This is a genomic window from Halostagnicola alkaliphila, assembly GCF_055379965.1.
In genome coordinates, this window is the sequence record NZ_AP043826.1 from 2035724 (window position 1) to 2062544 (window position 26821).

Annotated in this window: 30 protein-coding genes, 1 tRNA gene and 1 pseudogene; 20 read left to right on the top strand and 12 right to left on the bottom strand. The window is 59.3% G+C overall.

Annotated elements, in window-relative coordinates:
- Window positions 1-18: 18 nt before the first annotated feature.
- The 3 genes from ACZ5C7_RS15405 to ACZ5C7_RS15415 all read right to left on the bottom strand — a co-directional run bounded on the left by ACZ5C7_RS15405 (window position 19) and on the right by ACZ5C7_RS15415 (window position 1170).
- Window positions 19-369 carry a hypothetical protein gene (locus ACZ5C7_RS15405; protein WP_464377171.1) on the bottom strand — a complete coding sequence of 117 codons (351 nt, stop codon included), beginning with the start codon at window positions 367-369 and terminating at the stop codon, window positions 19-21.
- A gap of 63 nt (window positions 370-432) precedes the next feature.
- A complete protein-coding gene (locus tag ACZ5C7_RS15410) occupies window positions 433-603 on the bottom strand; it encodes a 30S ribosomal protein S14 (protein WP_464377172.1) in 171 nt (56 codons plus the stop codon).
- A gap of 276 nt (window positions 604-879) precedes the next feature.
- Window positions 880-1170: a DUF7545 family protein gene (locus tag ACZ5C7_RS15415; protein WP_283837578.1), complete on the bottom strand. Its 291-nt coding sequence runs from the start codon at window positions 1168-1170 to the stop codon at window positions 880-882.
- Between the two features lie 141 nt (window positions 1171-1311).
- Between ACZ5C7_RS15415 and ACZ5C7_RS15420 the strand changes: the two genes are divergently transcribed.
- The gene (locus ACZ5C7_RS15420) at window positions 1312-1455 is read left to right on the top strand and encodes a DUF7557 family protein (RefSeq protein ID WP_464377173.1); all 144 of its coding nucleotides are present in this window, start codon (window positions 1312-1314) and stop codon (window positions 1453-1455) included.
- Between the two features lie 51 nt (window positions 1456-1506).
- Here the strand turns inward: ACZ5C7_RS15420 and ACZ5C7_RS15425 are convergent, their stop codons facing one another.
- Both ACZ5C7_RS15425 and ACZ5C7_RS15430 read right to left on the bottom strand, forming a co-directional pair.
- Window positions 1507-2415: a hypothetical protein gene (locus ACZ5C7_RS15425; protein WP_464377174.1), complete on the bottom strand. Its 909-nt coding sequence runs from the start codon at window positions 2413-2415 to the stop codon at window positions 1507-1509.
- Window positions 2416-2909: 494 nt separating this feature from the next.
- A complete protein-coding gene (locus ACZ5C7_RS15430; RefSeq protein WP_464377175.1) occupies window positions 2910-3374 on the bottom strand; it encodes a DUF5799 family protein in 465 nt (154 codons plus the stop codon).
- A 125-nt stretch (window positions 3375-3499) separates the two neighbouring features.
- Here ACZ5C7_RS15430 and ACZ5C7_RS15435 point away from each other — a divergent pair, with 125 nt between their 5' ends.
- Complete coding sequence (locus ACZ5C7_RS15435; RefSeq protein WP_464377176.1) at window positions 3500-4279, top strand: FkbM family methyltransferase; 780 nt, start codon at window positions 3500-3502, stop codon at window positions 4277-4279.
- A 31-nt stretch (window positions 4280-4310) separates the two neighbouring features.
- Here the strand turns inward: ACZ5C7_RS15435 and ACZ5C7_RS15440 are convergent, their stop codons facing one another.
- Entirely contained in the window at window positions 4311-4757 is a 447-nt protein-coding gene (locus ACZ5C7_RS15440) for a UPF0179 family protein (RefSeq protein WP_464377177.1), read from the bottom strand.
- A 131-nt stretch (window positions 4758-4888) separates the two neighbouring features.
- Complete coding sequence (locus ACZ5C7_RS15445; protein ID WP_464377178.1) at window positions 4889-5293, bottom strand: DUF5820 family protein; 405 nt, start codon at window positions 5291-5293, stop codon at window positions 4889-4891.
- Window positions 5294-5921: 628 nt separating this feature from the next.
- On the opposite strand from ACZ5C7_RS15445, the gene ACZ5C7_RS15450 reads away from it, so the two are divergent.
- The 7 genes from ACZ5C7_RS15450 (at window position 5922) to ACZ5C7_RS15480 (ending at window position 15339) form a co-directional block, all read left to right on the top strand.
- Entirely contained in the window at window positions 5922-7994 is a 2073-nt protein-coding gene (locus tag ACZ5C7_RS15450; RefSeq protein WP_464377179.1) for a PrkA family serine protein kinase, read from the top strand.
- 18 nt (window positions 7995-8012) lie between these two features.
- Window positions 8013-10295: a PrkA family serine protein kinase gene (locus ACZ5C7_RS15455; protein WP_464377180.1), complete on the top strand. Its 2283-nt coding sequence runs from the start codon at window positions 8013-8015 to the stop codon at window positions 10293-10295.
- The gene (locus tag ACZ5C7_RS15460; protein ID WP_464377181.1) at window positions 10286-10420 is read left to right on the top strand and encodes a hypothetical protein; all 135 of its coding nucleotides are present in this window, start codon (window positions 10286-10288) and stop codon (window positions 10418-10420) included. The genes ACZ5C7_RS15455 and ACZ5C7_RS15460 overlap by 10 nt, the downstream gene beginning before the upstream one ends.
- Window positions 10411-11739: a YeaH/YhbH family protein gene (locus tag ACZ5C7_RS15465; RefSeq protein WP_464377182.1), complete on the top strand. Its 1329-nt coding sequence runs from the start codon at window positions 10411-10413 to the stop codon at window positions 11737-11739. Before ACZ5C7_RS15460 ends, ACZ5C7_RS15465 begins: the two co-directional genes overlap by 10 nt.
- A gap of 21 nt (window positions 11740-11760) precedes the next feature.
- Complete coding sequence (locus tag ACZ5C7_RS15470; protein ID WP_464377183.1) at window positions 11761-13791, top strand: SpoVR family protein; 2031 nt, start codon at window positions 11761-11763, stop codon at window positions 13789-13791.
- Between the two features lie 110 nt (window positions 13792-13901).
- Window positions 13902-14912: a HEAT repeat domain-containing protein gene (locus tag ACZ5C7_RS15475; protein WP_464377184.1), complete on the top strand. Its 1011-nt coding sequence runs from the start codon at window positions 13902-13904 to the stop codon at window positions 14910-14912.
- A gap of 37 nt (window positions 14913-14949) precedes the next feature.
- Window positions 14950-15339 (top strand): secondary thiamine-phosphate synthase enzyme YjbQ, encoded by a 390-nt coding sequence (locus tag ACZ5C7_RS15480; RefSeq protein ID WP_464377185.1) that lies wholly within the window; start codon window positions 14950-14952, stop codon window positions 15337-15339.
- A gap of 63 nt (window positions 15340-15402) precedes the next feature.
- Here the strand turns inward: ACZ5C7_RS15480 and ACZ5C7_RS15485 are convergent, their stop codons facing one another.
- From ACZ5C7_RS15485 to ACZ5C7_RS15495, 3 genes are all read right to left on the bottom strand, one after another.
- Window positions 15403-16509, bottom strand: coding sequence for a Gfo/Idh/MocA family protein (locus ACZ5C7_RS15485; RefSeq protein WP_464377186.1), 1107 nt, complete (start codon window positions 16507-16509; stop codon window positions 15403-15405).
- Window positions 16510-16807: 298 nt separating this feature from the next.
- Window positions 16808-18091: a TIGR00341 family protein gene (locus tag ACZ5C7_RS15490; protein ID WP_464377187.1), complete on the bottom strand. Its 1284-nt coding sequence runs from the start codon at window positions 18089-18091 to the stop codon at window positions 16808-16810.
- A 378-nt stretch (window positions 18092-18469) separates the two neighbouring features.
- The gene (locus ACZ5C7_RS15495) at window positions 18470-18991 is read right to left on the bottom strand and encodes a hypothetical protein (RefSeq protein WP_464377188.1); all 522 of its coding nucleotides are present in this window, start codon (window positions 18989-18991) and stop codon (window positions 18470-18472) included.
- Window positions 18992-19383: 392 nt separating this feature from the next.
- Between ACZ5C7_RS15495 and ACZ5C7_RS15500 the strand changes: the two genes are divergently transcribed.
- On the top strand, window positions 19384-20031 hold the full coding sequence (locus ACZ5C7_RS15500; protein ID WP_464377189.1) for a DUF7344 domain-containing protein: 648 nt from the start codon (window positions 19384-19386) through the stop codon (window positions 20029-20031).
- 81 nt (window positions 20032-20112) lie between these two features.
- Here the strand turns inward: ACZ5C7_RS15500 and ACZ5C7_RS15505 are convergent, their stop codons facing one another.
- On the bottom strand, window positions 20113-20964 hold the full coding sequence (locus ACZ5C7_RS15505) for an eIF2B alpha/beta/delta subunit family protein (protein WP_464377190.1): 852 nt from the start codon (window positions 20962-20964) through the stop codon (window positions 20113-20115).
- 182 nt (window positions 20965-21146) lie between these two features.
- Here ACZ5C7_RS15505 and ACZ5C7_RS15510 point away from each other — a divergent pair, with 182 nt between their 5' ends.
- From ACZ5C7_RS15510 to ACZ5C7_RS15525, 4 genes are all read left to right on the top strand, one after another.
- A complete protein-coding gene (locus ACZ5C7_RS15510; RefSeq protein ID WP_464378459.1) occupies window positions 21147-21473 on the top strand; it encodes a hypothetical protein in 327 nt (108 codons plus the stop codon).
- 8 nt (window positions 21474-21481) lie between these two features.
- Entirely contained in the window at window positions 21482-22555 is a 1074-nt protein-coding gene (locus ACZ5C7_RS15515) for an Mrp/NBP35 family ATP-binding protein (RefSeq protein WP_464377191.1), read from the top strand.
- Entirely contained in the window at window positions 22552-22833 is a 282-nt protein-coding gene (locus ACZ5C7_RS15520; protein WP_464377192.1) for a hypothetical protein, read from the top strand. The genes ACZ5C7_RS15515 and ACZ5C7_RS15520 overlap by 4 nt, the downstream gene beginning before the upstream one ends.
- 87 nt (window positions 22834-22920) lie before the next feature.
- On the top strand, window positions 22921-23607 hold the full coding sequence (locus ACZ5C7_RS15525; RefSeq protein WP_464377193.1) for a uracil-DNA glycosylase: 687 nt from the start codon (window positions 22921-22923) through the stop codon (window positions 23605-23607).
- A 35-nt stretch (window positions 23608-23642) separates the two neighbouring features.
- Here the strand turns inward: ACZ5C7_RS15525 and ACZ5C7_RS15530 are convergent, their stop codons facing one another.
- Window positions 23643-23870: a hypothetical protein gene (locus ACZ5C7_RS15530; RefSeq protein ID WP_464377194.1), complete on the bottom strand. Its 228-nt coding sequence runs from the start codon at window positions 23868-23870 to the stop codon at window positions 23643-23645.
- Between the two features lie 122 nt (window positions 23871-23992).
- Between ACZ5C7_RS15530 and ACZ5C7_RS15535 the strand changes: the two genes are divergently transcribed.
- From ACZ5C7_RS15535 to ACZ5C7_RS15560, 6 genes and pseudogenes are all read left to right on the top strand, one after another.
- Window positions 23993-24739, top strand: a complete 747-nt coding sequence (locus tag ACZ5C7_RS15535; RefSeq protein ID WP_464377195.1) for a hypothetical protein — start codon at window positions 23993-23995, stop codon at window positions 24737-24739.
- A gap of 41 nt (window positions 24740-24780) precedes the next feature.
- Window positions 24781-24862: transfer RNA gene (locus ACZ5C7_RS15540), tRNA-Ser, on the top strand.
- Between the two features lie 266 nt (window positions 24863-25128).
- Window positions 25129-25347 (top strand): hypothetical protein, encoded by a 219-nt coding sequence (locus ACZ5C7_RS15545; protein WP_464377196.1) that lies wholly within the window; start codon window positions 25129-25131, stop codon window positions 25345-25347.
- 218 nt (window positions 25348-25565) lie between these two features.
- A pseudogene (locus tag ACZ5C7_RS15550) lies at window positions 25566-25931 on the top strand (DUF7718 family protein); the annotation flags it as partial.
- 99 nt (window positions 25932-26030) lie between these two features.
- Complete coding sequence (locus ACZ5C7_RS15555; RefSeq protein WP_464378496.1) at window positions 26031-26186, top strand: hypothetical protein; 156 nt, start codon at window positions 26031-26033, stop codon at window positions 26184-26186.
- Window positions 26187-26289: 103 nt separating this feature from the next.
- Entirely contained in the window at window positions 26290-26700 is a 411-nt protein-coding gene (locus ACZ5C7_RS15560; RefSeq protein WP_464377197.1) for a GNAT family N-acetyltransferase, read from the top strand.
- Window positions 26701-26821: the final 121 nt, after the last annotated feature.

Consider the following 26821-nt stretch of genomic DNA (forward strand, 5'->3'; position numbering starts at 1 on the left):
ATCTCGCCGGAGAGGCGGTTACGGTTCCGTCCAGTCGTTGCCGAAGACGGCTCGAGCGAAAAACACCGAACTGATGGCTCCGAGACCGAACAGAGCGTAGTACGCGATTCCCACGGACTCGAGGGCGATGATGACGGCCACGACGACCGTCGCGAGTAGCACGACTCCGACCGAGATAATTTCGCGGTCGAGTCCGCGCGCGTCGGCGAAGACGTAGCCGAGGCGAATCGCCGCAATCACGCCGAGAATCGAGAGGTAGCTTCCGACCGAGATGTCGAAAATCAGCGCGACGACGCCGAGAATCACGGCGAGTTCCGTGGCGGCGCGGAAACTGAAGCGCTCTCGAGCGAGGCCGACGAACGAACCCATAGGTCACAGTTCCGGCAATATTACCTAACTATTGTGGAAGCGAGTCAATCTATCGTGCGCGGATCAGTCGTACTTTCGAAAGCCGATGTCTCGAGCCATCTCTCGGAAGGACTGGCGACACAGCCAGATATCGTACTTACCGATCAATCCGTCCTCTCGGCCGGTTGCCCGACAAACCTGCGTTTGTCCGGTCTGGGCGTCGTCAGTTCGTTCGGTTTCAGTCTGTTCAGTCATCGGCTGTGAGCACTGGTTAGGCCACGATTTCTGTCGTCCGGAGCGAAACGCTGGAACATCAAGCTCTACCGAATCGCTTCATTACCAAGAATCTTGCTAAATGAGTGCCTCAAGTTATTAATCAGGTGTCGGTCGTCGAGAGGTTGTCAGCGAGTCAACTTGGTTGACGATTTCGAGACGAGCACAGTGACTCGAGCGCTGAACCGAGAGAACGACTTCGCTCTCGGTACCGATTCTCCGAGAAAAACGGATCAGCGGGCGAGCCGTCGTCGGAACTCAGTGCTGGTGACCGGTCGCTTCGCCGAAGGTGACGCCGAAGCGTTCTTCGAAGAGATCCATCACGCGAGCTTCCTGGGCCTCGAGTTCCTCGTCCGTCCCCTCACCGTGGTGGACGACGTGGTGGGCTCGGCTCGCGAACGAAAGCAGCGCGACGTCGCCGAGCGTTTCCGTGGGAGTCTGTCCGCCTTCGGCGACCATGTCGACGAGTCCAGCGGGTACTGTTACGGTTTCCGTGTCTCCGTCGTCCGCTTCTATCGAGAAGGTTATCGTCTCTACTTCGTCTGTCATACGTCTACCCTGGCGGAGCCCACCTAAATGTGCTGTGGCTTGCGACTCTCGGCCCGGCGGATATCGGCTAGAAGACCGGACGGTTCAACCCCTTTCAGTGTCGGCTCGGTATTTTTGGCCGTCGACGACGTAGCCTCGAGTATGCCATCAGTCGAACTCGACGAAGAGACGGTAGAGCGCTTGGATCAACTGCGCGTCGAAGACGAATCGTACGACGAACTGATCACCGAGCTCATGAACATCTACGAAGCGAGCGAGTTGACGATGTTTCACTCGGGTGATTAACGAAGCGAAACGAGACCGTCTCGCCGGGCAACTACTTCGGAGTTCGGCGACTTACTCCGGTGGTTCGTACGGTTCACGGTGGACGACCGGCTCTTCGTCCTCGTCGATACGGATCGTGACCACGATTTCGTCGCCCTCGGGATCGAACGACGTGGTAAAGAAGTTCGTCGACGGAAGCGTCTCGGCGTCTTCTTGCCACACCGAGCTTTCCTGACGGAGTTCGTCGGAGTAGGCCACTAACTCGTCGGCTTCGATATCTGACGCTCCCGAAAGGTGTATCGTTGCTATCTCTGTTTCCGTATCGAATTCGACGTCGGTGACGACCTGGTACTCCTCGTCGTCGACGGGCTCGTCGTCGGGCACCTCCGTCGGTTCCTCGTAGGGGAAAAACACCGTCCACTCGCCGTCGTCGGTGAGGAGGATGAACCGTTCGGTCTCCTCGACGAGTTCGCCGTCTTCGGTCGTGTCGTAGGTCGCCTCGACCAGCACGGCTTCCTCGCCCTCGAGGACCTCCTCGAGGGAAACGTCGCCTTCCTCGAACCAAATTTCGATTCCGGGCGTCTCGAGGACGTCGTCAGTATCGAACTCCTCGTCGACGAGTTCGCGCTCTAGGTTTTCGGTGTCGGCGGGTTCGTACGAAAAGCCACCGCCAGCGCCGCCGCCGTCTCCGCCCTCGTGACCGTCGTCGGTTTCGTTTCCGTCGCTCCCGCCGTCACCGTCGGCGGCTGCCTGATTGAACGGGTGGTACGTGTGCATGTGCTCGCGGACCGCGTCCGGATCGTCCTCTGTGGAGGCTTCGAAGTAGGCGTCGACGACCGCGAGCGCCTCGTGTTCGTCGTCCTCGTCATCCGTTCCGTTATTGGCGCTCGATCCGTCGTCGGAGCTCGTTCCGTCGAGGCATCCGGCGAGCGCGCCAACGATACCCGTTCCGGCGGCCAGGATGTACGTTCTGCGCTTCATATAATGAGCAATGCGACAGGTATGAAAGGGTATTTTGACGATTTTCCGGTTCACAAACAGCCCGCGACCTCCGGAATATCGCCGAAAACGATCGGCCTCGGCCGAGACGAACCGGATAGCACTATCGCAGGTCCGGGTTGCTGTCGAATTGATCAGCCTCGAACCCGTTGGACGAGCCGTACGAAACCGAGTAGAGCGAAGACGGCCCACCCGAGTGCGATTAGCGCAACGATAGCGAGGAGTACGTATCCGCGTCGTTCCCTGCCGGACAGCTCGAGCCAGCCGATCGGTCCAACCCACACGGAAAGATCAAACCAGCTAAACAGGAACACGACGACGGTGAAAGCTCCCAACAGCAACAATCGATTCCTGACGTGTTTCCGAATGGATCGTCCCGGAGAATCGCTCGTCATCGGCGACTATCGTTGATTGCGATCATGAGTATCATCGGCCCGCTGATTTGGCGGTCAACCCGGGGATACCGCTTCGTCTACTCAGTTCTCGGCCGCGGCTTCGCAGACGCCTTCCCATCGGCGATTCGACTCGAGTTGCGCCTGTAACTCCTCGGCGTACTCCTGGGTGAGCGTCTCCGCGGCTTCGCGTTCGGCGTCATGGGAGCCGCCCGAGGATCCCCCGCCCATTCCGAGGGCGCTTTTGATCGAATCGACGACGCCACCGCCGGAGCTCGAGCCGCCAGCAGCTCCGCCGCCGGCACCCATCGCACCCATCTGCGATCGAACGTTCTCGAGTTCCGGAAGGATGCTATCGACGTTTTCGGTGTTCGCGACGATTCGAGCCTCCTCGGGGGTTTCGGGCCGTTCGATTTCGAACTCGGTCGCAGTCATGATCAGACTCCACTCCTGACTCGAGAATCGGGAGCTCTCCACTCGCGGGGAAAACTCCTGATCGACGGTCATCCGCTCGCTGACGATCCGGTCGGTCCAGGCGTTGTCGCTCATGGGAACCGGTTGGGTGGGTGATGGTATCAGGGTTTCCCTGTTGACTCTCGTGAACTGGCCGAAATCGGGGTCGGTTCCCAGCGAGCAACAAAACACCCAACAGCGAAGCGCCCGAGAAGGCGAGTATGTCCGAAGGCTCGATCCGTCGCCGCGGTTACCAGCAGCTTCGACGACTGGTTCTCGGCGGTTACTACCGACTCGTCGGAGCGAACTACGCTCGGGAGGCGATCGCGCCGCAAAAACGGACGGCGGCCGGGACGATCCGGAGCTACGAACTGTACAACCGCCACGGCAACGACGAGATGCTCGCCGAACTCGACGATCGGTGCGGTCCGGACGACGTTATCTACGATATCGGTGCGAACGTCGGAACCTACTCGATCGCGCTTCTGGCCGCCGAACCCGGCCGGCGAGCCGTCGCGTTCGAACCCGCACCCTCGGCCGCGGAACACCTAATCACGAACGCGGCGCTGAACGACCTCGAGGACCGCCTCGAGATCAGTCCCGTCGGGCTCGGCGAGGAGCGGGGGGCGAAGCCGTTCTACGTCTCCACGTACACGGAGCTTTCCGGATTCGAGCGCGAGAGCGCCGAGCGCTGGGAGGCGTCGGTCGCGGAAGTCGTGCGGGTTCCGGTCGAGCGCCTCGACGCGATGGTTGAGGCGGGGCCGGTTCCGGACGTCCTCAAAATCGATGTGGAGGGAACCGCGCCCGCGGTGTTGAAGGGGGGTCACAAAACGCTCGAGATCCAGCAACCGCTCATCTTTCTCGAGTGCCACGAGGAGGGTCTCGAGGGGAACGCACCCGCCGAGTGTCGGGAGATTCTCGCCGATCACGGATACACAGTCGACGAGCGAGAGACGTACTGGGTGTGTGAACCACCCCACAGCAAATCTCGACCGTCCTAAGAGGGATCGTTTGTTCCGACCGGCGGGCCCGCTATTCGTCGACCTCGAGTTCGACTAACTGCAACGATCGATTTAGATGACAGACGTCGTGTGGCGGATCGCCGACGATATCTTTGATGCGGTACTCCTCGTCGAGGTCGATCCCGTCGGGTTCGCAGTACTGGTGGCTCGGGCACTCGACGTACGGACAGGAGCCCGGAAGGCTGTTTTTGCTCCCCGCGTACGCACCTTTTTTTCTGACGTTCGCTTTGGCCGAAACCGGTTCGACTTCGACGGCCCGAACGCCCTCGTCGTGCATGGCACACTCGAGGATCTGGGCGTTTTCGCGGATCGACGTGACGCGGTATTTGGTATCTTCGGAGAGATTGAGACACTGACTTCGGTACGGACAGCCGGCACAGGCGTCGGCTTCGCCCTGATAGACGAATTCGGTCCCCGGTTCGGCTAGCCGGGTTCCGAGGAGGGTGACGGTCGACATATCGAGAGGTAGTCGCCACTCGCGGTTAAGCCTCACGTCCCGGATCGAAGCGGGTGAGCGGTGTGCGTTTCACTTTCCGCAGTTCTACAGCTTTTTCGTCACTACACGCGTTTCTCAGTCGCCCACGCTCGTCAGTCTTCCACGCCGGTTCCGCCGGTGAGTTCGTCGAGTCGTTCGAAGTACTCCTCTCGAGGGACCTGATAGAGTTCGCGGTAGTCGATCTCGCCGTCGTCGAACTCCCGAGCGAGTTCGGTGAGAGACTCGAGGGCTTCGGGACGCGACGGGAATCGATTGGTCTCGCGGAGGTACACCTCGGGCTCGAGATAGAGCGTGACGTGCCAATCGTCGTCGGCGGTTCCCGGGTTGGCCCCCGGTCGACGAGTGCGGCGTCCGTGCGTGAGATAGAGCGTGGGCAAACACGGAGCGGGAAACGCATCGCCGTTGAAGATGTCGGGTCGGTACGCGAGGACGATGCGACCATCCTCGCCCTCGTTCCAGACGGTCCAGCTATCGGGGAGGCCCGCCAAATTTGCCATCGTGATCTCGGTAAGAGGAGGGAACGTAAAGTATCGTCGTCACCTCGGTGATTCGGCCCGTCGAAAACCGCTCAACTAGCCCGTTCTCGAGTCACGACGAGCCGCGCGCCAGCGCTCCGTGTCCATGCAGGCCGTTTGTTTATACGCACGATTCCCCAAAACATGGTGTGATGCCCGTTGACAATCAGAGGTTCTGTCAATACTGGCCTCGAAGCGGCTTCTCATAAATACCCTTTGGGGCCAAGCTTAAGTCGCTGTATTACTACATATTAAATACTTCCGGTATCCGATAGCCGGATCGTGCCTGCCCACAGGTGCTGTCGTACCGTGAGAACCTCCAGGTGCTGTCGTAACGCGACGAGATGTCGACGGTCGCCCACGCTCGCGCGGTGATGACAACCATGACACCACACCCGACGCCGCCCGCGGACACCCGCTCCCAGAGGGCTGCCACCTCGAAGAGCAACGCAATCGTCTCTCGGTTCGACGTTCTGCGGCGAACATCGACGGTCGCAGCGAGGACGTCACCGTGTTCGAACCAGCAATATGCTACTCATTCGGCGAGCCCATTCATTCTGGGTGCGGACACGGACCGGCGAACAGAGAGACAAATTCAACAACTGATACCATGACTGGTGACATCGAGACGCTCGAGAAGCTCAGTACCGATTACAAGCAGTCGATGCCCGAAGACCTCCGCGAGACCAAGTCGTTCGACTGGTATCTCGAGGAGGCCTACCGGGATCCGAAGATTACCCGCAACGCCCACCAGCGGGTCGCGGACATGTTCGATTACTACGGCACGACCTACGACGAGACGGAAGGGGTCGTGGAGTACCAACTCGCCAGCGAAGATCCGCTCGGCGACGGCGAGAACACCTTCTACGGGAAGGTGATCCACCAATCGATCCACGAGTTCGTCAACAAAGTCAAATCGGGCGCTCGACGGCTCGGCCCGGAGCGCCGGATCAAACTCCTGCTCGGTCCCGTCGGTTCGGGGAAGTCCCACTTCGACAAACAGGTTCGAAAGTACTTCGAGGACTACACTCTCCAGGATGAGGGCCGGATGTACACCTTCCGGTGGACCAACCTCTGTGACGTCATCAAGGATCAGGATCCGACCGACGACGAAGTTCGGTCGCCGATGAATCAGGATCCGCTGGTCTTGCTTCCCCTAGAGCAACGGCTCTCGGTACTCGAGGACGTAAACGAGCGTCTCGACGCGCCCTACACCATCCAAAACGAGCAGAGTCTGGACCCCGAAAGCGAGTTCTACATGGACAAACTGCTCGCGTACTACGATGACGACCTCCAAGCCGTCCTCGAGAACCACATCGAAATCGTCCGACTGATCGCCGACGAGAACAAGCGCCAGAGCCTCGAGACGTTCGAGCCCAAGGACAAGAAGAACCAGGACGAGACGGAACTGACGGGCGACGTTAACTACTCCAAGATCGCCGTCTACGGCGAGAGCGATCCGCGCGCGTTCGACTATTCGGGCGCGTTCTGTAACGCGAACAGGGGGATCTTCAGCGGGGAAGAGCTCCTGAAGCTCCAGCGAGAGTTCCTCTATGACTTCCTGCACGCGACCCAGGAGATGACGATCAAGCCCAAGAACAATCCGCGGATCGACATCGACCAGGTGATCGTCGGGCGGACGAACATGCCCGAGTACAAGGACAAGAAAGGCGACGAGAAGATGGAGGCGTTCAACGACCGAACCAAGCGGATCGACTTCCCGTACGTCCTCTCCTACGAGCAGGAGTCCCAGATCTACAACAAGATGCTTTCCAACGCCGACGTGCCCGACATCAACGTCGAGCCCCACACGCTCGAGATGGCGGGGCTGTTCGGCGTCCTCACGCGGATCGAAGAGCCCGATACCGAAACGGTCGATCTGCTCGCAAAGGCCAAGGCCTACAACGGCGAGATCGACGAGGGCGACGACATCGACGTGAAGAAGCTCCGCGAGGAGGCCGCGGCGAAAGCCGAGATCGGCGAGGGAATGGTCGGGATCTCCCCGCGCTTTATCGGCGACGAAATCGCCGAAGCGATCATGGACTCGAAACACCGCTCGCGAGGCTTCCTTTCACCGCTAACGGTCTTTAACTTCTTCGAGGAGAACCTAGAGCACCACGGCTCGATTCCCGAGGACAACTTCGAGAAGTACTACCGCTACCTAGAGACCGTCCGCGAAGAGTACCGCGAGCGGGCAATCGAAGACGTCCGCCACGCGCTGGCCTACGACATCGACGAGATTCAGCGCCAGGGCGAGAAGTACATGGATCACGTGATGGCCTACATCGACGACGACACGATCGAAGACTCGCTGACGGGCCGCGAGCAGGAACCCGACGAAACGTTCCTGCGGTCGGTCGAGGAAAAACTCGACGTGCCAGAAGACCGCAAGAACGACTTCCGACAGGAGGTGAGCAACTGGGTCTCGAGGCGCGCACGCGAGGGCGAGGCGTTTAATCCGCAGGACAACGAGCGCCTGCGCCGCGCGCTCGAGCGCAAACTTTGGGAGGATAAGAAACACAACATCAACTTCTCCGCGCTGGTCAGCGCGAGCGATATCGACGACGACGAGCGCTCCTCGTGGATCGACGCCCTGATCGAACAGGGCTACTCCGAGGGCGGCGCAAAGGAAGTGCTCGAGTTCGCCGGCGCGGAGGTGGCGAAAGCCGAAATCGAGGACTGACATGAGGGGAGGAATACCATGAGAGGATCCGATTACGTCCGCGAAGCCGATCGCACCTTAGAGGAGACCTACGAGGAGCCGATGAGTCTCGGGGCGTACGTCGATCGGATCTTCGAAAATCCGACGATCGCCTCCCACGCGTCGAAGTACTTACTCGAGGCGATCGAAGCGGCCGGAACGCGGACCGTCGTCGAAGAGGGCGAAGAGAAACAACGCTACCGGTTCTTCGACGATCCGCACAACGACGGCGAGCACGCCATTCTCGGGAACACCGAGGTGCTCAACAGCTTCGTCGACGACCTACGGTCGATCGCCGCGGGTCGGGCGAAAGACGAGAAGATCATCTGGTTCGAGGGGCCGACGGCGACCGGAAAGTCCGAACTCAAACGGTGTCTCGTCAACGGGCTTCGGGAGTACTCGAAGACGCCCGAGGGCCGTCGTTACACCGTTGAGTGGAACGTGACGACCGCGTCCGACTCGAGAGGGCTAAGCTACGGCGGCGATCCGACTGTGGGCGACGACGAGCACTGGTACGAGAGCCCGGTCCAGGCCCATCCGCTGACGGTGTTCCCGGAAGAAATCCGCGAGGACCTACTCGCGGAGCTGAACGGACAACTCGAAGATCACGTCCCGATTCACATCGACTCGGAGCTCGATCCGTTCTCGAGGGAGGCCTACGAGTACCTCGAGGAGCGGTACCGCCGACAGGGCGAAGAGTCGCTGTTCTCGGCAATCACCGACGAGAGTCACCTTCGAGTGAAAAACTACGTCGTCGACGTCGGACAGGGCGTCGGCGTGCTCCATTCGGAGGACGACGGGCCGCCAAAGGAGCGATTGGTCGGCTCCTGGATGCACGGCATGTTACAGGAACTCGACTCCCGCGGCCGAAAGAACCCGCAGGCGTTCAGTTACGACGGCGTCATCTCGCAGGGCAACGGCGTGCTGACCATCGTCGAGGACGCCGCACAGCACGCGGACTTACTCCAGAAGCTGTTGAACGTCCCCGACGAGCAGTCCGTGAAACTGGACAAGGGGATCGGAATGGATGTCGACACGCAGATGCTCATCATCTCGAACCCGGACCTCGAGGCCCAGCTCAACCAGCACTCGGATCGCAACGGGATGGATCCGCTGAAAGCGCTCAAACGCAGGCTCGATAAACACCAGTTCGGCTACCTGACGAACCTGAGCCTCGAAACCGAATTAATTCGCCGAGAACTGACGAACGAGACGTCCATCTGGGAGGCCGATAGCTACAACGAACTCGAAGAGCGGATCCGCCAACCGGTATCGGTGACGGTCAGAGATAGCGAGGGAGAGACGACGGTGCGAGAGTTCGCACCCCACGCTATCGAGGCCGCGGCGCTGTACGCCGTCGCCACACGACTCGACGAGGAGAACCTGCCGGCCGGTTTGGATCTCGTCGAGAAGGCGTTGCTCTTCGACCAGGGCTACCTGCAAGAGGGCGACAGTCGCAGAACGAAAGACGACTTCGAGTTCAACGGCGACGGTCACGACGGCGAACACGGCGTGCCGGTGACCTACACTCGCGACCGACTCGCGGAACTTCTCCAGACAGACCGGGATCGACACCACGCGGAGCTTCCGGTCGAGGACGTGATCATGCCTCGAGACGTGTTGAACGCGATGGCCGACGGGCTCGGGGACGCACCGGTGTTCTCGACCGGCGAACGGTCCGAGTTCGAGAACCGCATCGTCCCGGTCAAGAACTACATCTACGACCAGCAGGAGTCCGATGTCATCGAGGCGATCATGCACGACAAGCGAGTCGACGAGGAGACCGTCGCCGAGTACGTCGAGCACGTCTACGCCTGGGAAACCGACCAGCCGCTGTACAACGACCGCGGCGAGGAGGTCGAACCCGACGCGCTGAAGATGAAACTCTTCGAGGTCGAACACCTCGGGCGCTTCTCGGAGGAGGCCTACCAGGGCAACCAGCCTCGAGAGAGCGTCGTCCAGTTCCGCCGCGAGAAGGTGATAACCGCGCTCAATCGTCACGCGTGGGAGCACCGCGACGAGGATTTCGCCGTCGAGAACGTCGATCTCACGGCGATTCCGGTCATCAATACGGTTCTCGAGAGCCACGACTGGGACGATGTCGAGCGGACATTCGAGGACTTCGATCCGCGCCAGTGGGACGACCCGCCGAGTGGCACCGAAACGGAGGCCGTCAAGGAGCGAACGATCGAGACGATGGTCGATCTCTTCGAGTACAGCGAGGCCTCCGCCGAACTGACCAGCAGACACATCATGGGACAGGTGAGCTACCGATGGAACTGAACACGAACGAACACGGGAAACGGGAGCTGGGCGGGGAAACGAACCCGACCCGAGCCCCGGCAGTCGCGGGTGCCCGGTGGGCATCCGAACGACTCGAGCGAACGGAGGTGCACAGATGGGGCTGAGAGACGATCTCGAGCGATTCCGTGAAGTGGGCGAGAAGCGCCGCGAGGATCTGGCCGACTTCATCCAGTACGGCGATCTCGGCCAGAGTCGGCCCGGTTCGATCAACATTCCGGTAAAAATCGTTTCGCTTCCGGAGTTCGCCTACGATCAGCGCGATCAGGGCGGCGTCGGTCAGGGAGACGGCGATACGCCCGACGTGGGCCAGCCGGTCGGTCAGCCCCAGCCCCAGCCCGGGGACGACGACGGCGACGACGGCGACGAACCCGGCGAGGAGGGTGGCGAACACGAGTACTACGAGATGGATCCCGAAGAGTTCGCACAGGAGCTCGACGAGGAACTCGGCTTGGATCTCGAGCCCAAGGGAAAGCAGGTCATCGAGGAAAAAGAAGGGCCGTTCACGGACCTCACTCGATCGGGTCCGGACAGCACGCTGGACTTCGAGCGGATGTTCAAGGAGGGGCTCAAGCGCAAGCTGACGATGGACTTCGACGAGGAGTTCCTGCGAGAACTGTGCAAGGTCGAGGGGATTTCGCCGCGCGAGGTCTTCGAATGGGCCCGCGGCGAGAACCTCCCGGTGTCGATGGCCTGGGTCGAAGAGGCTCACGCGGACGTGGCCGACGAGCGCGGGAAGTGGTCCTCGATCGAGGAGGTCGAGGCCAACGTCACCCGCGAGAGCGTCCAACAGAGGATCCGCCGAGAGGGTATCAAACATGTACCCTTCCGCCGGGAGGACGAGCGGTACCGCTACCCCGAGATCATCGAGGAAAAAGAGAAGAACGTCGTTGTGGTCAACATCCGCGACGTGTCGGGCTCGATGCGTGAGAAGAAACGAGAGTTGGTCGAGCGAACCTTCACGCCGCTCGACTGGTACCTACAGGGCAAGTACGACAACGCCGAGTTCGTCTACATCGCCCACGACGCCGAGGCGTGGGAAGTCGACCGCGACGAGTTCTTCGGCATCCGCAGCGGCGGCGGCACGAAGATTTCGAGCGCCTACGAACTCGCCGCCGAACTGTTGGAGGAGTACCCCTGGAGCGACTGGAACCGGTACGTCTTCGCCGCGGGCGACTCCGAGAACTCCTCGAACGACACGGGCGAGCGGGTCATCCCGAAGATGGAGGAGATCCCCGCGAACCTCCACGCGTACGTCGAAACGCAACCGAGCGGCAACGCGATCAACGCCACCCACGCCGAGGAACTCGAGAAGCACTTCGGTCGCGACGCCGAGGACGTGGCGGTGGCGTACGTCAACGGCGAGGACGACGTGACCGACGCGATCTACGACATCCTCTCGACGGAGAGCGAATCGGACGAGTAAGTGCAAAACGAGCAACAAATCATGAGTAAAACGAATTCCAACGCCGACAGGTTCCGGAAGCAGGCGATCGCCGAGGAACTCGAGGAGCCGGTCGAGGAGGCTCGAAACCTGGCCGAAAAACTCGGCCTCGAGCCGTATCCGGTCAAGTACTGGATCATCGACTACGACGAGATGAACGAACTCATCGCCTACGGCGGATTTCAGTCGCGGTACCCTCACTGGCGGTGGGGAATGCAGTACGACAAACAACAAAAGCAAGGCCAGTACGGCGGCGGAAAGGCTTTCGAGATTGTCAACAACGACAATCCGGCCCACGCGTTCTTACAGGAGTCGAACACGATCGCCGACCAGAAGGCCGTCATCACTCACGTCGAGGCCCACTCGGATTTCTTCGCGAACAACGAGTGGTTCGGCCTCTTTACGAGCGGACAGGCCGACGAGGGTGCGGTCAACGCCGCGGCCATGTTAGAGCGCCACGCTCAAGCCATCGACGACTACATGTCCGATCCGGACATCGAGCGGGCGGAAGTCGAGAAGTGGATCGACCACTGTTTGACCTTAGAGGACAACATCGACCAGCACCAGATCTTCACCCGACGGCTCGATATCGAGGGCGACGTGCCCGACGAAATCGACGAGGATCTGGCCGAAAAGCTCGACGAACTCGGCCTCTCCGAGGAGGTCAAGGGCGAAGTGTTCGACGAGGAGTGGCTCGAGGCCGTCGAGAACGAGGACGTCTCGGTCGAGTTCCCCGAGGAGCCCCAAAAGGACGTGCTCGCGTTCGTTCGCGAGTACGGCAAGCAGTTCGACGAGGAGTCGGGCCGCGCCGTCGAGATGGAGCCGTGGCAGCGGGACATCCTCGATATGATGCGCGCGGAGTCGTACTACTTCGCCGCCCAGAAGATGACGAAGGTGATGAACGAGGGGTGGGCCGCCTACCACGAATCCCGGATGATGAGCGACGAGGGCTTCGCCGGGGACGACGAGTTCGTAAACTACGCCGATCACATGGCGCGGGTGCTCGCCTCTCCCGGGCTCAACCCCTACAGCCTCGGCATGGAGCTGTGGGAGTACGTCGAGAACAAGACCAACAGGCGAGAGGTGTTAGAGCGTCTGCTCCGCATCGAGGGTGTTTCGTGGCGAAACCTCACCGATGTCGTCGACTTCGATGCGGTCCTCGAGACGCTCGGGCCCCCGGACGCGCTCGCGCGGATCACGTCCGAGACCCTCGACGAGGTCGCGGAGCTTCGACCGGAGTACGTCGACGACGAGGCGCTCGAGGCCGCTCGCGACGGAGAAATCGATGTCGAACAGTACCCCTGGAAAGTCCTCACCTACGACGGACTCGCGCGACGGCACTACTCGCTGGTCAAACGCCAGCACCGCGGGTTCCTGACCCGGATCAATCAGAACGACCTCGAGCAAATCGGTCGGTACCTGTTCGACGACGCCAGATACGAAAGCGTCGAGGAGGCACTCGCCGATGTCGAATTCAGCGCGGGTTGGGATCGGATGTTCGACATCCGGGAAAGCCACAACGACGTGACCTTCCTCGATCAGTTCCTGACCCAGGAGTTCATCACGGAAAACGACTACTTCACGTACGAACACTCCCAGGCGACGGGACAGTTTCACGTCTCGAGTGACGAAGCCGAAGACGTCAAGAAGAAACTGCTCCTCCAGTTCACCAACTTCGGGAAACCGACGATCGCGGTCTACGACGGCAACTACAACAACGCCAACGAGTTGCTGCTGGGTCACCAGTACAACGGCGTCATGCTCGATCTCGGGCAGGCCAAAGAGACCCTCAAGCGCGTCTTCGAACTCTGGGGTCGTCCGGTGAACCTGCTGACGGTGATCAAGGAAGTCGACGAACACGATATTGAGGTCGCAAAACGAAGGAATCGAGAGCCCGAACCGGAGGAGCGAGGAAAATGCATCCGCTACGATGGCGAATCGATCACGGTCGAAGACGTGTCGTGGGAGGAGGTCGAACACCTCGCCGCAGAGGATGTCGATTACGACACGAAACCGGACGATTGGCTCGCGTGATCGTCTTCTTGGCTTGATTCTCTTTTTTCCCTTACCGTCTTTTTCTCCTGATTCCTCGCGGAAAAACCATCGGAAGACTTTTAGCGCTTATCCCGTATCCCAACAATAGCATGGACAGCGATGGGGAGACGTCGGTCGAGCGCGATAGCGATTCGACCGTGGGTTTCGAGCTCCCGACCGTCTTGGCACAGCTCGATAGCGACGATCCCTCGAGCCGCGAACAGGCCGTCGAGACCGTCCGATCGGCTGTCGATACACACCCTGAGGCATGTCTTCCAACCGTTCCAAAACTTCGAAAACTACTCGCTGAACGCTCGAACGAATCGAGAGACGCGATCGCATACTGTCTGGCGGAACTTGCGGACGAATCACCCGACGACGTAGCCCCCTCGGTCCCGGGAATGGTCTCGTTTTTGACCGCAAACGAGGCCGACTCCGCGGCTCGAGACCTCTTTCGGTGTCTCCACGCGATTGCTGAGCAACGACCGGATACCGTTATCGATCACATCGATGAACTCGTTGTCGTCCTCGAGCGGCGAGAGGGTGTCGACCGGTGGGGCGTAGAGTTACTGGCGGAACTCTCCAGGGAGTATCCGACGGAACTCACACCGGCGATCCCCACACTTCGTGAGACGCTGGCGAAACACCCTCAGAAAGGCGGTGTTTCGGCGCTGTCGGCGCTCGGACGGGTGGTCAAAACGGAGACGACCGTCGAACTCGAGTTCGTCGATGATATCGTTTCGCTGGTCGAACACGAGGACCGTGCGCTCCGAAACAATGCGATCGCGTGTCTCGGCGACATCGCTCGCACGTCGCCATCGGCGATCGAAGATGCGTGTCCGACGATCGCCACGACACTCGAGAGCGACGATCCGAACACGCGAGCGAACGCGGCCGTGACGCTCGGCCGTGTCGCGACGGAAACCAACGATATCGGGAGGGGACGACAGCGATTACTCGAGTTGCTTTCCGATGACCACGCCCACGTTCGGGCGAACGCCTGTACGGCGATCGGCTACGGAACGGTCGAGGATGCCCGGGATACGCTCGAGGAGCTCGCAGCCGAAGATCCGAACGCGGTCGTCCGCGAGCGAGCCGCGTGGGCGTCCACGCAGTTTTGACCCGTCCACTCTTGTCTTTCGATCACACAGCACCAGTATGCAGTGTTCCCTCGAGACTGACCAACGGCTGACGACCGTCGATCTGACCGACCGCGTCGCGAGTGCAGTACCGGACGATGCCGAACGAGGACTGTGTACGGTCTTCGTCCAGCACACGACGGCGGCAGTTTTCCTGCAGGAGAACGAAGAGCGACTTCGAGCGGATCTGGAGGGATTCTTCACGGACCTCGTTGACGACGAGGGACACGCTCACGACCGCCTCGACGGGAACGCCGACGCGCATCTCAGGGCGTCGATCGTTGGCCCGTCAGTGACGATTCCAATCGAGAACGGCTCACTTTCGACGGGCCGGTGGCAGTCGGTGCTGTTGGCAGAATTCGACGGGCCGAGAACGCGAACGGTGTCGGTGACGATCGTCGAAGAGTAAGCGAGACCCGCGATAGTAACTGTGAGTATCCCGCTCGAAAACCCAGTATCAGTCGAGTGGGTGTCAGTCGAGTTGGGCCTGAACTTCCTGTTCGTGCGTTTCGACGATCCGTTGGGAATGGCCGGTTTCGCTGGAGCGATAGATGGCGTCGATCACTCGTTGGACGGTCAACGCCTCGTCGATCGTGTTCGTCTGGGGCTCGATCCCCGTCGCGACGGCTTCGAGGAATCGCCGATCCTGTTCCTGATGGCCGGTTATCGACGGGTCGCCGGTAAGGTCGACGTCCGCGTAGTGGTCACAGCCGGTCGTTCCGGTCTCGAGAATCGTGAGATCGTTGTCGCCGATATCGAACGATGCGCCGGCTTCGGTTCCGCGCACGACGAAGTCGGTCGAGGGCTCCCGGTTCGTCGCCCAGGCCGCCTCGAGGGAGATCGTTGGTCCGTCCTCACACCGGATGAACGCACTGACCGAATCGTCGACGTCGTACGATTCGGCGGAGGCGTCCCAGTTGTCGCCGAATCCGTCCGGATCGGCGTACTCCTCGCGTGTCCCGAACGTCGTCCTCGTCACGCCGGACACTTCGGTGACCTCGGGAAAGCCGAGCGTGTAAAGCGCGAGGTCGATCGCGTGGACGCCGATATCGAGCAACGCCCCGCCGCCCGCCAAACCCGGATCCGTAAACCACGAACCCGGCCCGGGGACCCCGCGCCTCCGAACGTAGTTCGCTTCGACGTGGGTCAACTCTCCGAACCGTCCCCGGTTGTTGTACTCGTTGAACATCGCCGTCGACGCCGCGTGACGGTTGTGAAAGCCGACCATACAGATCCCGTCGGATTCGGCTTCGGCGTCGACGATCCGCTCTGCACTCTCGAGCGTGTGTGCGAGCGGTTTTTCGACGAGAACGTCGAGCCCAGCCTCGAGCGCTGCGACAGTGATTGATTCGTGAAATCGGTTCGGGGTTGTGACGATGACGGCGTCGACCGCGTCGTCTCTAACGAGTTCCTCGTGGGATTCGTACGTGCGCGCATCAAACTCTTCTGCGAATCGGGTTCGCTTTGCTTCGACGAGATCAGCACCGGCGGAGATATCCGCCCCCTGGTCGAGAAAGTTTCGTGCGTGTAGTTGCCCCATTCCACCGAGACCGACGATTCCGATTCCGATCGAACTCATTTAGAAACCACCGGTTTCTCTCCGGAACAACTCGATGACCGAAGACTAACAAAATGTTTCGGCGTCGTTTGTATGCGATGCCATCTGTCCATAGAGGTACGGGGTGAGGGAACGAAATAAGTATTGTGTCCTGTTAATCTATACAAACATCCAGATATTCAGATTATATTTGATATTATACCTATATGTAGGGATTTTGTGGCGAATAACAGTATATTCCGTAGACGAGTAACAGCGTATTTCCCTTCTCTCAGTATCGAAGAACGGTAGACCGGAACGTCCGATTCGATCGACCCGGCTACGCTCGTCGAGTGTCGACGAGCTCGACGACGACCGATAGCTCCTCTCCCGTCGCCGCCTCGAGTCGCTGTCTGACCGTTTCTGCGAACTCCGGCGGCTCCTCGGATCCGGGCGGTCGCTCGACGAGGACTGTCACCGCGGGCCGCTCGCCGGTATAGTAGTCGTATGGCTCGTACTCCACTGACACCTCCTGGAACTCGAGGTCGTCGTAGGCAGGATCCTCGCTCATCGTTTCGAGTTCCACGGTTACGTCGTGTTCGACGGCAGCGGTGTGGTGTGTTCCGTACGTAACGCCGACGAGCACGACGGAAAGAAGCGCGATAACGAGCACGATGACTATGACACGTGATCGGAGTCGGCCGTAGACCCGTTCGACGCTTCCACTCCGGTCCGGCCGGTATCCCGAGAGCCAGAGCAACAGGAGTGCAGTGAGATTGATCGAAAACATGTTGATCAACACGAGCGTGCTCGCGGTGAGGATAACTTCCGGGTGTCCCCAGGCGATCCCGAGTCCGGCGGTCGCTGCGGGTGGAATCAGTGCAACCGCGATCGCGACGCCGACGAGAACCGATCCCACGTTTCGCGTGAGGCTGATCACGCCAGCCGCCCCCGATCCGAGCGCGAGAAACAGGGAGAGGAAGCCGGGAGTAATACGCTCTTGAACTTCCGGAACGGTCGTTATATCGAACGCAGGTGGAAGGAGAATCGACCCCCGGAGTAGATAGCCCAGTACTGCCGCAGTGAACACCGACGCGAGAAGTCCGAACACCTGCAACTGGACGCCTCGAGAAGCGAGGCTGTCATCGTCGACGATGACGCCGACGCTCGCGGCGAGGGCCGGCCCCATCAGGGGAGCAACGACCATCGCACCGATGATGGTCGCAGCCGAATTAAGCAACAGTCCCGCGGTCGCGATGATCGTGCTCAACACGAGTAACGCGAAGTACGTCGACGATTCCGGGGCGAGATCGACCGCCCGCGACCGGAGTTCCTCTCGAGAGATACGAGACCCGCCAAACTGCTCACTCAACACGTCCTCCTGCTCGGAAACGATCGTCTCGGCGGCGACCACGACGGAATAGGACTCATCGGTCAGGCCTGCTTCGTGGAGTTTCTCGAGTATCGGTTCGACACCCGCCGGCGTAATTGGTATCGAAACCAGCGCCTCGAATCCGCCCGGGCCAACTTCTTCGGTGATTGCGTAGTCGATTCCCTCCGCTTCGAGCGTCTCGAGAACGAGGTCTCGATCGCCGCGCGGGACGAAAATCTGTAAGAGACGCATGGGAAACCTACGGTAGATAGCGAGATAACGATCTGTGCCGGACTTCGTGACAGTCACCGAGATGGTCAACACGACCAAACGCTACGGGCTTCTTTCCGACCCCCTGTCACACTCCTGTGACGGCAAGCCGAGAGAAATAGTACGTACTCGAGTGATACGCGTCGGTACCGAAGAAGAGAACGGGCGCGCAAAATAAACCTCGATAGCAGTAGTTCTGATTTTGGTCGCTGTATTTCAGTTAGATAGACGGTTTAGCTACAAACCTGAAACATAGCCCTCAAATTCGAAACTACTGATAGCCAGATTGCCCGATTCACCACGAGAAAAAGTGTTCTCGTTGCTGAGCGTCTGTTGGTGATCAGACGAACGGGGGCAAATTTACAGCTCGAATCCTTGAAGCACCTGATTCCGAACTGACTCTGCAAATCCTTCTGGGTCAGTGACTGGATCCGGATGACCGCTGTTGTTCTCGTTTCTGCCGTCCTTTTTCTTCTTGTCGTCTTTCTTTCTGTCGCGTTTTTTGCCGTCTTTTCTTCTATCGTCGTGCTTTTTATCGTCTTTCTTTTTCCTGTCCTTTTTCTTCTTGTCGTCTTTCTTTCTGTCGCGCTTCTTGCCGTCCTTTTTCTTGTCGTCTTTTTTCTTCCCGTCGCGTTTTTTGTCGTCTTTCTTTTTGTCGCGTTTCTTGCCGTCTTTCTTCTTGTCGTCGTGTTTCTTGCTGTCGTTTTTCTTCTTTCCGTCGTGCTTTTTGTCGTCGTGTTTCTTGCCGTCTCGCTTCTTCCCGTCGTGTTCCTTTTGTTCGCCTGCAGAAGCAATTCCCGTTAGTCCAACTGATCCGACACCGACCACTGCGGCGGTTCGGAGAATGCTACGGCGACGTTTGGTATGGCTATCGTCTCTCATAGTGAGTTGGGTTAGACCCACTATTACTCTCCTTCAGAAACGGCCATGAAGCGTGCAACTAGTTGCACAAAGAAATCAATTTGTGGTGGTAATTCTGCGAGATATAGTGTTGAATATGCGTTATTAAAAAGGACACAATGTAACTAGTCGTATAAAATGAACGCGGGTAAACACCCAAAAGCCGTACTGTCTTACTCTCCACTTCCCCGCACTCGAGCGGTGGCGACGGCTCCCCGCCAGAATAGCCGGAAACAGGGTAGGTTCGCCCAATTCATCTCATTCATTATTTTCCGACTTTCAGTATTTATTTGGTAACTAAATGGGAATATTTCTGCAATTACTCGGGAAGAAAAAGACTATATACTAATCATTTCTTCAACTATGTGACGAGCATGCCTCCCAAAATTGGCACCCTCTCCCACCCTTCGGACGAAACCGCCAGCAGTACGCGGTCCCCGAAATCGGAAGAGTACTCCGGTGATACGATCTTTCACATCCTTCAGACCAGTCGACGAAGGGAAACAATTAGATACCTATTAGACAACGACGGCCCCGTCAAGATGCGTGATATCGCCGAGCACGTCGCCGCAGTAGAACACGAGACAACCGTTGGGAAACTCGACTCGACGCAGCGTCAGCGCGTCTACATTCCACTGTATCAATCCCACCTTCCAACGCTTGACGAGGAAGAGATCATCGAATACAACAAAAACCGCGGGATCGTCCAACCGACGGACAAACTCGAACTGTTTCGGCCGCATCTCGAAATTAAAAACGGGAAACGAAGCGACACGCAAGATCAGGAAGAAAACACGCCCCGGACGGATTGGACCACTATTCTGCTACTCAGTTCTACCTGTGTAAACGTTCTTCTTGCATCAATCGTTGGCGTTTATGCCGCAGTTAGCGAGATGAACACCGGCTTCCTGTTGATCGCGGTCATCAGCGCATTGATAGCCATCGGGATAACGTTCTGGACAGCCAGAAGGAATCGCTTCGGTTCGTGGTTCTCGAACAGAGATTTACCGTCAGCGAATTAGCGCCCCGTCTACGAAACGAACGTCGAATCCCCGATCGGAGATACCGCAGTGCAAGCGACGAAAGGGCTACTCTTCGTCACGTTACAATGTCGCTTTGCCGTCGTCGGTAATGACGCTCTCGAGCAGTGAGACCGGCGTGGCATCGTACGCCGGGTTCTCGACGGCGAATCCTTCCGCTGGCTCGAGCAGTACTTCGCTTCCCGATCGAAACTCGTTTTCGAAGACGAACCCGTCGGTAATGAGCTTCGCGGCCGAGCCGAGCACGGTTACGGGCACCTCGAGTTGGTCAGCGGTGGCAGCGATCGGGAACGTCCCGACGCGATTGTACAGCGTTTCGTCGACGATACAGTCCATGCCGATGACGACGCGATCGCACTCCTCGAGATAGAGTCCGTTCGCGCTGTCGGTGATCAGCGTCGGCTCGATGTTCTCTAACGTGGACAGTTCTCTGACGGTTTTTCGGCCGATATATCGCGGTCGTGCCTCCGTCACGTAGACATCGATCTGCTTTCCGTCGGCCGAGGCCAACTCGAGCGCCTCGAGGACCGTCGAAGAGTAATCGTGGGTCAACAGCGTGTCTCCGTTCTTGAGCACGTCGACGGCGTTCTCCGCGGCTCGGCGCTTTGCGGACTCGATTCGGGAAATAACCGCCTGAATGTGGGTCTCCGTGGCCGTCTTGGCTTCGTCGACGGTTTCTGGGTTTTCGTCGGTCACTTCCTGATTCACCGTTCGAATCGCGTTCTGTAACGATGCGTGCGATGGATTCGCCCGACGAAGCACGTTTCCGTTCTGTTCGAGCGCGCGAAGGTACTCCTCGACGGTCGCGTACTCGCGATCGAGTAGGTCCCTGAGCGCGCGCGTCGCGTTTACGGCCACCACCGAGGAGCTGTGTGTCTGCATCTCCCTGATTTCCTCGGCCGTCTCGTCGATCATACCCGTGACCACAGCCGTTAGCGCAAAAGGTGTTCCGGGAACTCGACGACTCCGGCCGGGTGGCTCGGATTGGAGTCCGTCCCATCGATGTCGCTCGCACTCCACAGGTTTACGTCGTCAAAGCCCGATAGTAATCGATTACCGTCACCGTTCGAGACACCTGTCCGCGGTGCGATGCCGTCATCAGCGTCGAACGACGACCGGCGCTAGTCGACAGGTCAGTGACGAAACGGCCACAACCCGCCTGGAAGTACACCACGCCGGACGAGGAGACTTGCACGTCCACCGACGGAATCGCGTTCCGCTGTGGCGAGGACGGTCAGTCACCGATCTCGAGAGAAACGCCACCATGGGTGGGGCCAACCGTTCTCTCTCAATTTCGTCAGAGACGAACGGGGCGTCGAACTCGAGCCGGATCCGCCAGCATACGGCGGGTCTCGCTTCGATTGTACCGGCTGAGATGGCGGTCCGTGCCCAGTAACACAACGCTTTTTCGACGGCGGGGCTGACTACCGGTATGGATGAAGCCGCCGTTCGCGATCGGCTGCAATCGGTCGAGGATCCCGATCTCGGAGACGATATCGTCTCGCTCGGCCTTATTAACGATCTCACCGTCGACGACGGCGAGGTGACGATCGATCTCGCCCTCGGTGCACCGTACTCTCCCTCGGAGACGGACCTCGCCGCCGAGGTTCGGACCGTGCTCGAGGAGGAAGGACTCGAAGTCGATCTCTCCGCGAGCATTCCGGACCGGGACGACCTCACGACTGACGAACAGGTTCTGCCGAACGTCAAGAACGTGATCGCCGTCGCCTCGGGTAAGGGTGGCGTCGGAAAGTCGACGATGGCCGTCAACCTCGCCGCCGGACTCTCCCAGCAGGGCGCTCGAGTCGGTCTCTTCGACGCTGACGTGTACGGACCGAACGTTCCCCGAATGGTCGACGCCGACGAGCCGCCGATGGCGACGGAGGACGAGACGCTCGTCCCGCCCGAAAAGTTCGGCGTGAAGCTGATGAGCATGGCGTTTCTAACGGGAGAGGACGACCCAGTCATCTGGCGCGGTCCGATGGTTCACAAGGTAATCACGCAGTTGACCGAGGACGTCGAGTGGGGCCACCTCGACTATCTCGTCATCGACCTGCCGCCGGGAACGGGTGACACCCAACTGACGATGCTGCAAACGATGCCCGTTACTGGTGCCGTCATCGTCACGACCCCACAAGGCGTCGCGCTCGACGACGCCCGCAAGGGCCTCGAGATGTTCGCCAAACACGACACTGTCGTTCTCGGCATCGCGGAAAACATGGCGACGTTCGCCTGTCCCGACTGCGGCGGCGAACACGACATCTTCGGCTCCGGTGGCGGCGAGGAGTTCGCGGCGGCCCACGACATGCCGTTCCTCGGGTCGGTGCCACTCGACCCCTCCGTCCGCGAAGGCGGCGACGAAGGCGCACCAGTCGTCCTCGACGAGGATAACGAGACCGGCGATGCGTTCCGAAAAATCACCGAAAACGTCTCGAACAACACCGGGATCGTTCACCGCCGCTCGATAACCAGCCCCGCCGCGACGCGACCACCCGAAGAGGAATGACCGGGAACGGTGACGACGGCGCTTCGGAATCGGACGCTCAACGCGGTACTGACTCCGATGCAGAAGTCGCGTTCGAGCCCAATCCCGAACGAGTCGAGCGGTTGCGGACCATCGCCGACGAGATTCGGGGCGAAACGAGCGAAAGCAAACAGCTCGCGAATATCCTCTATCGAACCAGCGACCTCTACGACGCCGACGAGGAGACGAGTCCCGAGGAGATCGTCCGGAACGTGAAGTTCATTCTCGAGGTCACCGAACGCGGCGGGCTCGGCCGATAGGTCTGAATTCCCCCGTTCGGGATGTCGAAAGCGATCTCGTCGGGAGCAGACGCGCCGTTTTTGTTCCCGCGACGCGAGACTCACCCTGTGGACGCGAACCAACAGTCTCGAGCGAACCCTTTTGGTATGGACGAGGAGTGCCAAAACTGCCCGGCACTCTGTGAGACGCGAACGCAGGTCGTCCACGGCTACGGCGACGTCGGCGCGGACTTCTTGTTCGTCGGCGAGCGACCGAGCGCCGTATCGGACGAACTGGGCGTCCCGTTCGCCGGTCCCGAAGCGGACGAGACGGCTGACAGATCGACCACTGACGAATCAGCCAACGACGGACCAGCCAACGGTGGCGTCCGACGAATCCTCGAGCGGCTGGGACTCTGTGATGCGACCTCCCCGCCGTCGGAGCCGACGCTAGTCAACGTCTACCTCACGAACCTCACGCGCTGTCGGGATCCCGAGCGACCTCCGACTGATCAGGAAATTTTAAACTGCGAGCCGTATCTCGAGGCCGAAATTCGGATGATCAACCCGGAAATTCTCGTTCCCGTAGGCGAGCGCGCGCTGGCCGAAATCGCCACCGAGTACACGCGAACGCCTGCCGAAGAACTCGATCTCGAGGAATCACACGGCGAGCGCATTCGTGGGCGCGGGTTCGAACTCGTACCGATGATCGCCCCGAGCGAGCAGACCGACGAGCAGACCCAAGTCTGGGTCGAAGCGTTCGCGAAACTGTTGGCGACGGATTATCGACAGACGAAGGGGCGGCAGGGTCGCTAACGGTCGCGGAAGGGTTTGCTCGAGAATTCTCGGCGTTACCAGTACGGATTGGCTAGCCACCGCCTCGAGCGCGAGCCAAGTACCGCGAGCCCCACCACGACGAGCGCGGCGAGGGCGAGCGATCCGAGCGTCGGGGCGAGCAAGCTTTCGGTCGCTCCGGTCGTCTCGAACGCGAAGCTATCGACAAAGCTGGCGACGGCGACGACCACGAGCGACGCGATAGCGAGTATCCCGAGTACAGCGGTCGGTGTTCGATAGTTCATACCATCGGTAACGCACCCCTGGACTATAATTCGTCCGACGATTCGGCTGACGAATCGGTTCGGTGGTCCGCGAGAGCCCGCGAAGCACTGCCTTCAAGGCTCGCCGGAGCCGACTGGCGACTATGATCGTCGTCGTTCCGGTGGATCCTCCTCGAGACGGGCTGGTACTAGCGTCGCTCGCCGAACGGACGCCGCTCTCGGAGCGGGAGGCGAGACGGCTCTACGAAGCGACGACGGCCGACGTGCTTCGCGGCGTCGCGGCCAGCGGCGGGGAGCTCCTCGTGAACTATCGAGACGAGGAAACCCTGCCGGCGGATTTCGACGGCGGCGACCCCGAAGCCGAGGTTCGCTCGCTCGTCGAGGATGCACTCACGGAAGAAACCGTGAGCGATACTCGATTCGAACGGCAGGTTGGCTCCACGCGGTCGGCTCGTGTCGGTAACACGGTCACTCACTTGCTCGAGCGCGAAGAGACGGCGAGCGTCGGCGTCCTCGAGCCGACGGCACCGCTCGTCGGGCGAACCGAAATCGACGGCGCGGCGATGTCGATCCGACGCCACGATGTCGTCCTCGGCCCGTCGTCGGGCGGTCGGACGTATTTCTCCGCGTTCTCGGAACCGATCGATTTCGAAGACGCGTACGCCGTTCCCGAGCTCTCGACGCTCGCGACTCGAGCGGCCGACGCCGGTCTCCACAGCGGCTTCGCGCCGATGTTTCCGACCGTCGAAACCGAGCAGGGACTCTGTGCGACGGTCGCGATGCTCGAGGCCCAGACGGCCGCGGACAGAGTCCGCGCACTCGACACCGCGGAGGTCGTGGGCGAACTGGGACTCGATGTCGGGACGGACGAGCGACTCGAGCGCCGATAGACCGACAACGCTTTTTAATCGGATGCGGAAAATGGGGATGAGGTGGGGTGGCAGAGCGGCCTATTGCGCCTGCCTTGAAAGCAGGTGGCGTCAGCCTCTTGGGTTCAAATCCCAACCCCACCGCTTTTGCGACGAACAATACGTGAGGAGCAAAGCGTGAACGTTGGGATTTGAATGAGACCAGTCGAGCGCAGCGAACGGTGAAACCGTGAGCGAGCACGTCTGGGCGTGGTTCAAATCCCAACCCGCCGTGCTTTCCTGTAAAAAGGGTGTCATAGAACGGCTCTCGAGAATTGGTTTCGTCCGTGCCTTCGGTGTATATCGCGGTCAGTTGGCTTGTGCACTGAACGACAGGAAACTTATTGGAGGTAGAGTTGGAACTGTTACATATGAGCCAGAACAAATCTGATGGTGGGAAGTTCATTGCTTCAATCCATCGCTCGATACTTGGTTCACTACTCGCAATAGCCGGGATTGTGGGGCTTTCCGGGGTAATGGAAGCCCTCACCGGAGGGCACCTATTGTTTGGTCTCATTGGAATCGTAGTTGCTGGAATCGCAGTCTATTGGATTTATTACTTGTTCATGGAAGGTTTGCAAGAACGGTGAGGGAAGATCCGATACATACTTCGCCCGTACTTACCGTTCGACGGATAGTCACAGGAAGCATTCGAACTGTTCTATGGCACTCTCTCTATGGAGAGTAAGTTGAGTCGTCCAGCGGTACTACAAGGATGCCTACAACAGCCCGGTAAGTCCAAATCAGACGCGATCACAGAGTCTATCGATAGCTTTGAACTACTTGCGAACAGAAGTAGTTAGAAAGGATGACTTTTCCTTCACTTCCCGCTGGATATGATGTTTCGAAGCCCGTACAGGCCGGACGATCAGACTGTCATATTACAGTTGGGTTCGACCAAGACCGTTCTCACATTCCTCGCTTCCTTGTTCAACTCCACTATCAGACGGGAACTAATCCGGTTCAGTGGGATACAATCGCCCGCATGGACCATAACGAAACATCAGTAACCGGGCACGATGTCTACCAAGAAGGGCTTCACGTCGATACCGATCGACGTTCGAGCAAGGAAGTTCACCTGAAGTTAGCACACGGACTATTACCGTCAAATCGTGGGACGGTGATCCGAGGATGTGTTGACTACTTCAGGCGGGAAACGGACTACTTTATCGATGTCTACGAGGAACGAACGGTACCAGGTGGTCCGCCGAAGTGGTCAGATGGAGGCGAGAGCACACGTACCTTTATCCGTCCGAGCACAGTAGGAGAGAATATGAGCCAAGAGTCGCCTACTCAGGACTCTCTTTCGCCAGATGAGCTCACAGAATTGCTCGCCGATGCAACTGACACAACGGCGGAAGAGATCGACCAAGGCGCGTCCGACCTTGAGATCGCCTCGCCGGAAGAGGCGACTATCGTTGACGAGTAAGTCCATCGACGACCTATTTTCGCTGAGACGAGATCACCCACTACAGATGTGTATCTAACCCTGTACCAAACACTTTTTCACTTATTACTTTTCATCCGAAGACATGGAAATCCGTGAGTTAACAGATGAGGATGAGCGACGTGAGGCAGTTCCGATTCTCCGTCAATTGTGGAGTGACGCCGGCCCCGACAGCATATTGGAGTGGACAGCAGATGATGAATACTATTTGTTTGGCGGGTTTGTCGAAGGCGAATTAGTTGGTGTGGCTGGCGTCCTGGTTAAACACGTCCTCCACCATGCCCGGCACGCATGGCTCTACGACCTTGTTGTGGACGAATCGCAGAGAGGAGAGGGATACGGAACTTCGCTTGTAGAGTTCGTAGAACAATGGGCCGACGAGAGAGGGTGTGAGTACGTTGCGCTGGCGTCGCCACTGGCGAAAGACGACGTTCACCAATACTACGAGAACCAAAACTACGAAAAATGGGGATACGTCATCGAGAAGCAACTGTGATTAGTACAACCTCTGTACTTATCAGTTATCGAGCGAATCGAGAACCGATCACTTTCAGTGTCCGGCGGAGCTATATGCGGCTTCCACCCGAGGAACACACATATCGACAGCGACCGCATAC

Coding starts and splice junctions, on each gene's coding strand:
- ACZ5C7_RS15405 (WP_464377171.1), bottom strand. CDS start 369: ATGGGTTCGTTCGTCGGCCTCGCTCGAGAGCGCTTCAGTTTCCGCGCC.
- ACZ5C7_RS15410 (WP_464377172.1), bottom strand. CDS start 603: ATGACTGAACAGACTGAAACCGAACGAACTGACGACGCCCAGACCGGA.
- ACZ5C7_RS15415 (WP_283837578.1), bottom strand. CDS start 1,170: ATGACAGACGAAGTAGAGACGATAACCTTCTCGATAGAAGCGGACGAC.
- ACZ5C7_RS15420 (WP_464377173.1), top strand. CDS start 1,312: ATGCCATCAGTCGAACTCGACGAAGAGACGGTAGAGCGCTTGGATCAA.
- ACZ5C7_RS15425 (WP_464377174.1), bottom strand. CDS start 2,415: ATGAAGCGCAGAACGTACATCCTGGCCGCCGGAACGGGTATCGTTGGC.
- ACZ5C7_RS15430 (WP_464377175.1), bottom strand. CDS start 3,374: ATGAGCGACAACGCCTGGACCGACCGGATCGTCAGCGAGCGGATGACC.
- ACZ5C7_RS15435 (WP_464377176.1), top strand. CDS start 3,500: ATGTCCGAAGGCTCGATCCGTCGCCGCGGTTACCAGCAGCTTCGACGA.
- ACZ5C7_RS15440 (WP_464377177.1), bottom strand. CDS start 4,757: ATGTCGACCGTCACCCTCCTCGGAACCCGGCTAGCCGAACCGGGGACC.
- ACZ5C7_RS15445 (WP_464377178.1), bottom strand. CDS start 5,293: ATGGCAAATTTGGCGGGCCTCCCCGATAGCTGGACCGTCTGGAACGAG.
- ACZ5C7_RS15450 (WP_464377179.1), top strand. CDS start 5,922: ATGACTGGTGACATCGAGACGCTCGAGAAGCTCAGTACCGATTACAAG.
- ACZ5C7_RS15455 (WP_464377180.1), top strand. CDS start 8,013: ATGAGAGGATCCGATTACGTCCGCGAAGCCGATCGCACCTTAGAGGAG.
- ACZ5C7_RS15460 (WP_464377181.1), top strand. CDS start 10,286: ATGGAACTGAACACGAACGAACACGGGAAACGGGAGCTGGGCGGGGAA.
- ACZ5C7_RS15465 (WP_464377182.1), top strand. CDS start 10,411: ATGGGGCTGAGAGACGATCTCGAGCGATTCCGTGAAGTGGGCGAGAAG.
- ACZ5C7_RS15470 (WP_464377183.1), top strand. CDS start 11,761: ATGAGTAAAACGAATTCCAACGCCGACAGGTTCCGGAAGCAGGCGATC.
- ACZ5C7_RS15475 (WP_464377184.1), top strand. CDS start 13,902: ATGGACAGCGATGGGGAGACGTCGGTCGAGCGCGATAGCGATTCGACC.
- ACZ5C7_RS15480 (WP_464377185.1), top strand. CDS start 14,950: ATGCAGTGTTCCCTCGAGACTGACCAACGGCTGACGACCGTCGATCTG.
- ACZ5C7_RS15485 (WP_464377186.1), bottom strand. CDS start 16,509: ATGAGTTCGATCGGAATCGGAATCGTCGGTCTCGGTGGAATGGGGCAA.
- ACZ5C7_RS15490 (WP_464377187.1), bottom strand. CDS start 18,091: ATGCGTCTCTTACAGATTTTCGTCCCGCGCGGCGATCGAGACCTCGTT.
- ACZ5C7_RS15495 (WP_464377188.1), bottom strand. CDS start 18,991: ATGAGAGACGATAGCCATACCAAACGTCGCCGTAGCATTCTCCGAACC.
- ACZ5C7_RS15500 (WP_464377189.1), top strand. CDS start 19,384: ATGCCTCCCAAAATTGGCACCCTCTCCCACCCTTCGGACGAAACCGCC.
- ACZ5C7_RS15505 (WP_464377190.1), bottom strand. CDS start 20,964: ATGATCGACGAGACGGCCGAGGAAATCAGGGAGATGCAGACACACAGC.
- ACZ5C7_RS15515 (WP_464377191.1), top strand. CDS start 21,482: ATGGATGAAGCCGCCGTTCGCGATCGGCTGCAATCGGTCGAGGATCCC.
- ACZ5C7_RS15520 (WP_464377192.1), top strand. CDS start 22,552: ATGACCGGGAACGGTGACGACGGCGCTTCGGAATCGGACGCTCAACGC.
- ACZ5C7_RS15530 (WP_464377194.1), bottom strand. CDS start 23,870: ATGAACTATCGAACACCGACCGCTGTACTCGGGATACTCGCTATCGCG.
- ACZ5C7_RS15535 (WP_464377195.1), top strand. CDS start 23,993: ATGATCGTCGTCGTTCCGGTGGATCCTCCTCGAGACGGGCTGGTACTA.
- ACZ5C7_RS15545 (WP_464377196.1), top strand. CDS start 25,129: ATGAGCCAGAACAAATCTGATGGTGGGAAGTTCATTGCTTCAATCCAT.
- ACZ5C7_RS15555 (WP_464378496.1), top strand. CDS start 26,031: ATGAGCCAAGAGTCGCCTACTCAGGACTCTCTTTCGCCAGATGAGCTC.
- ACZ5C7_RS15560 (WP_464377197.1), top strand. CDS start 26,290: ATGGAAATCCGTGAGTTAACAGATGAGGATGAGCGACGTGAGGCAGTT.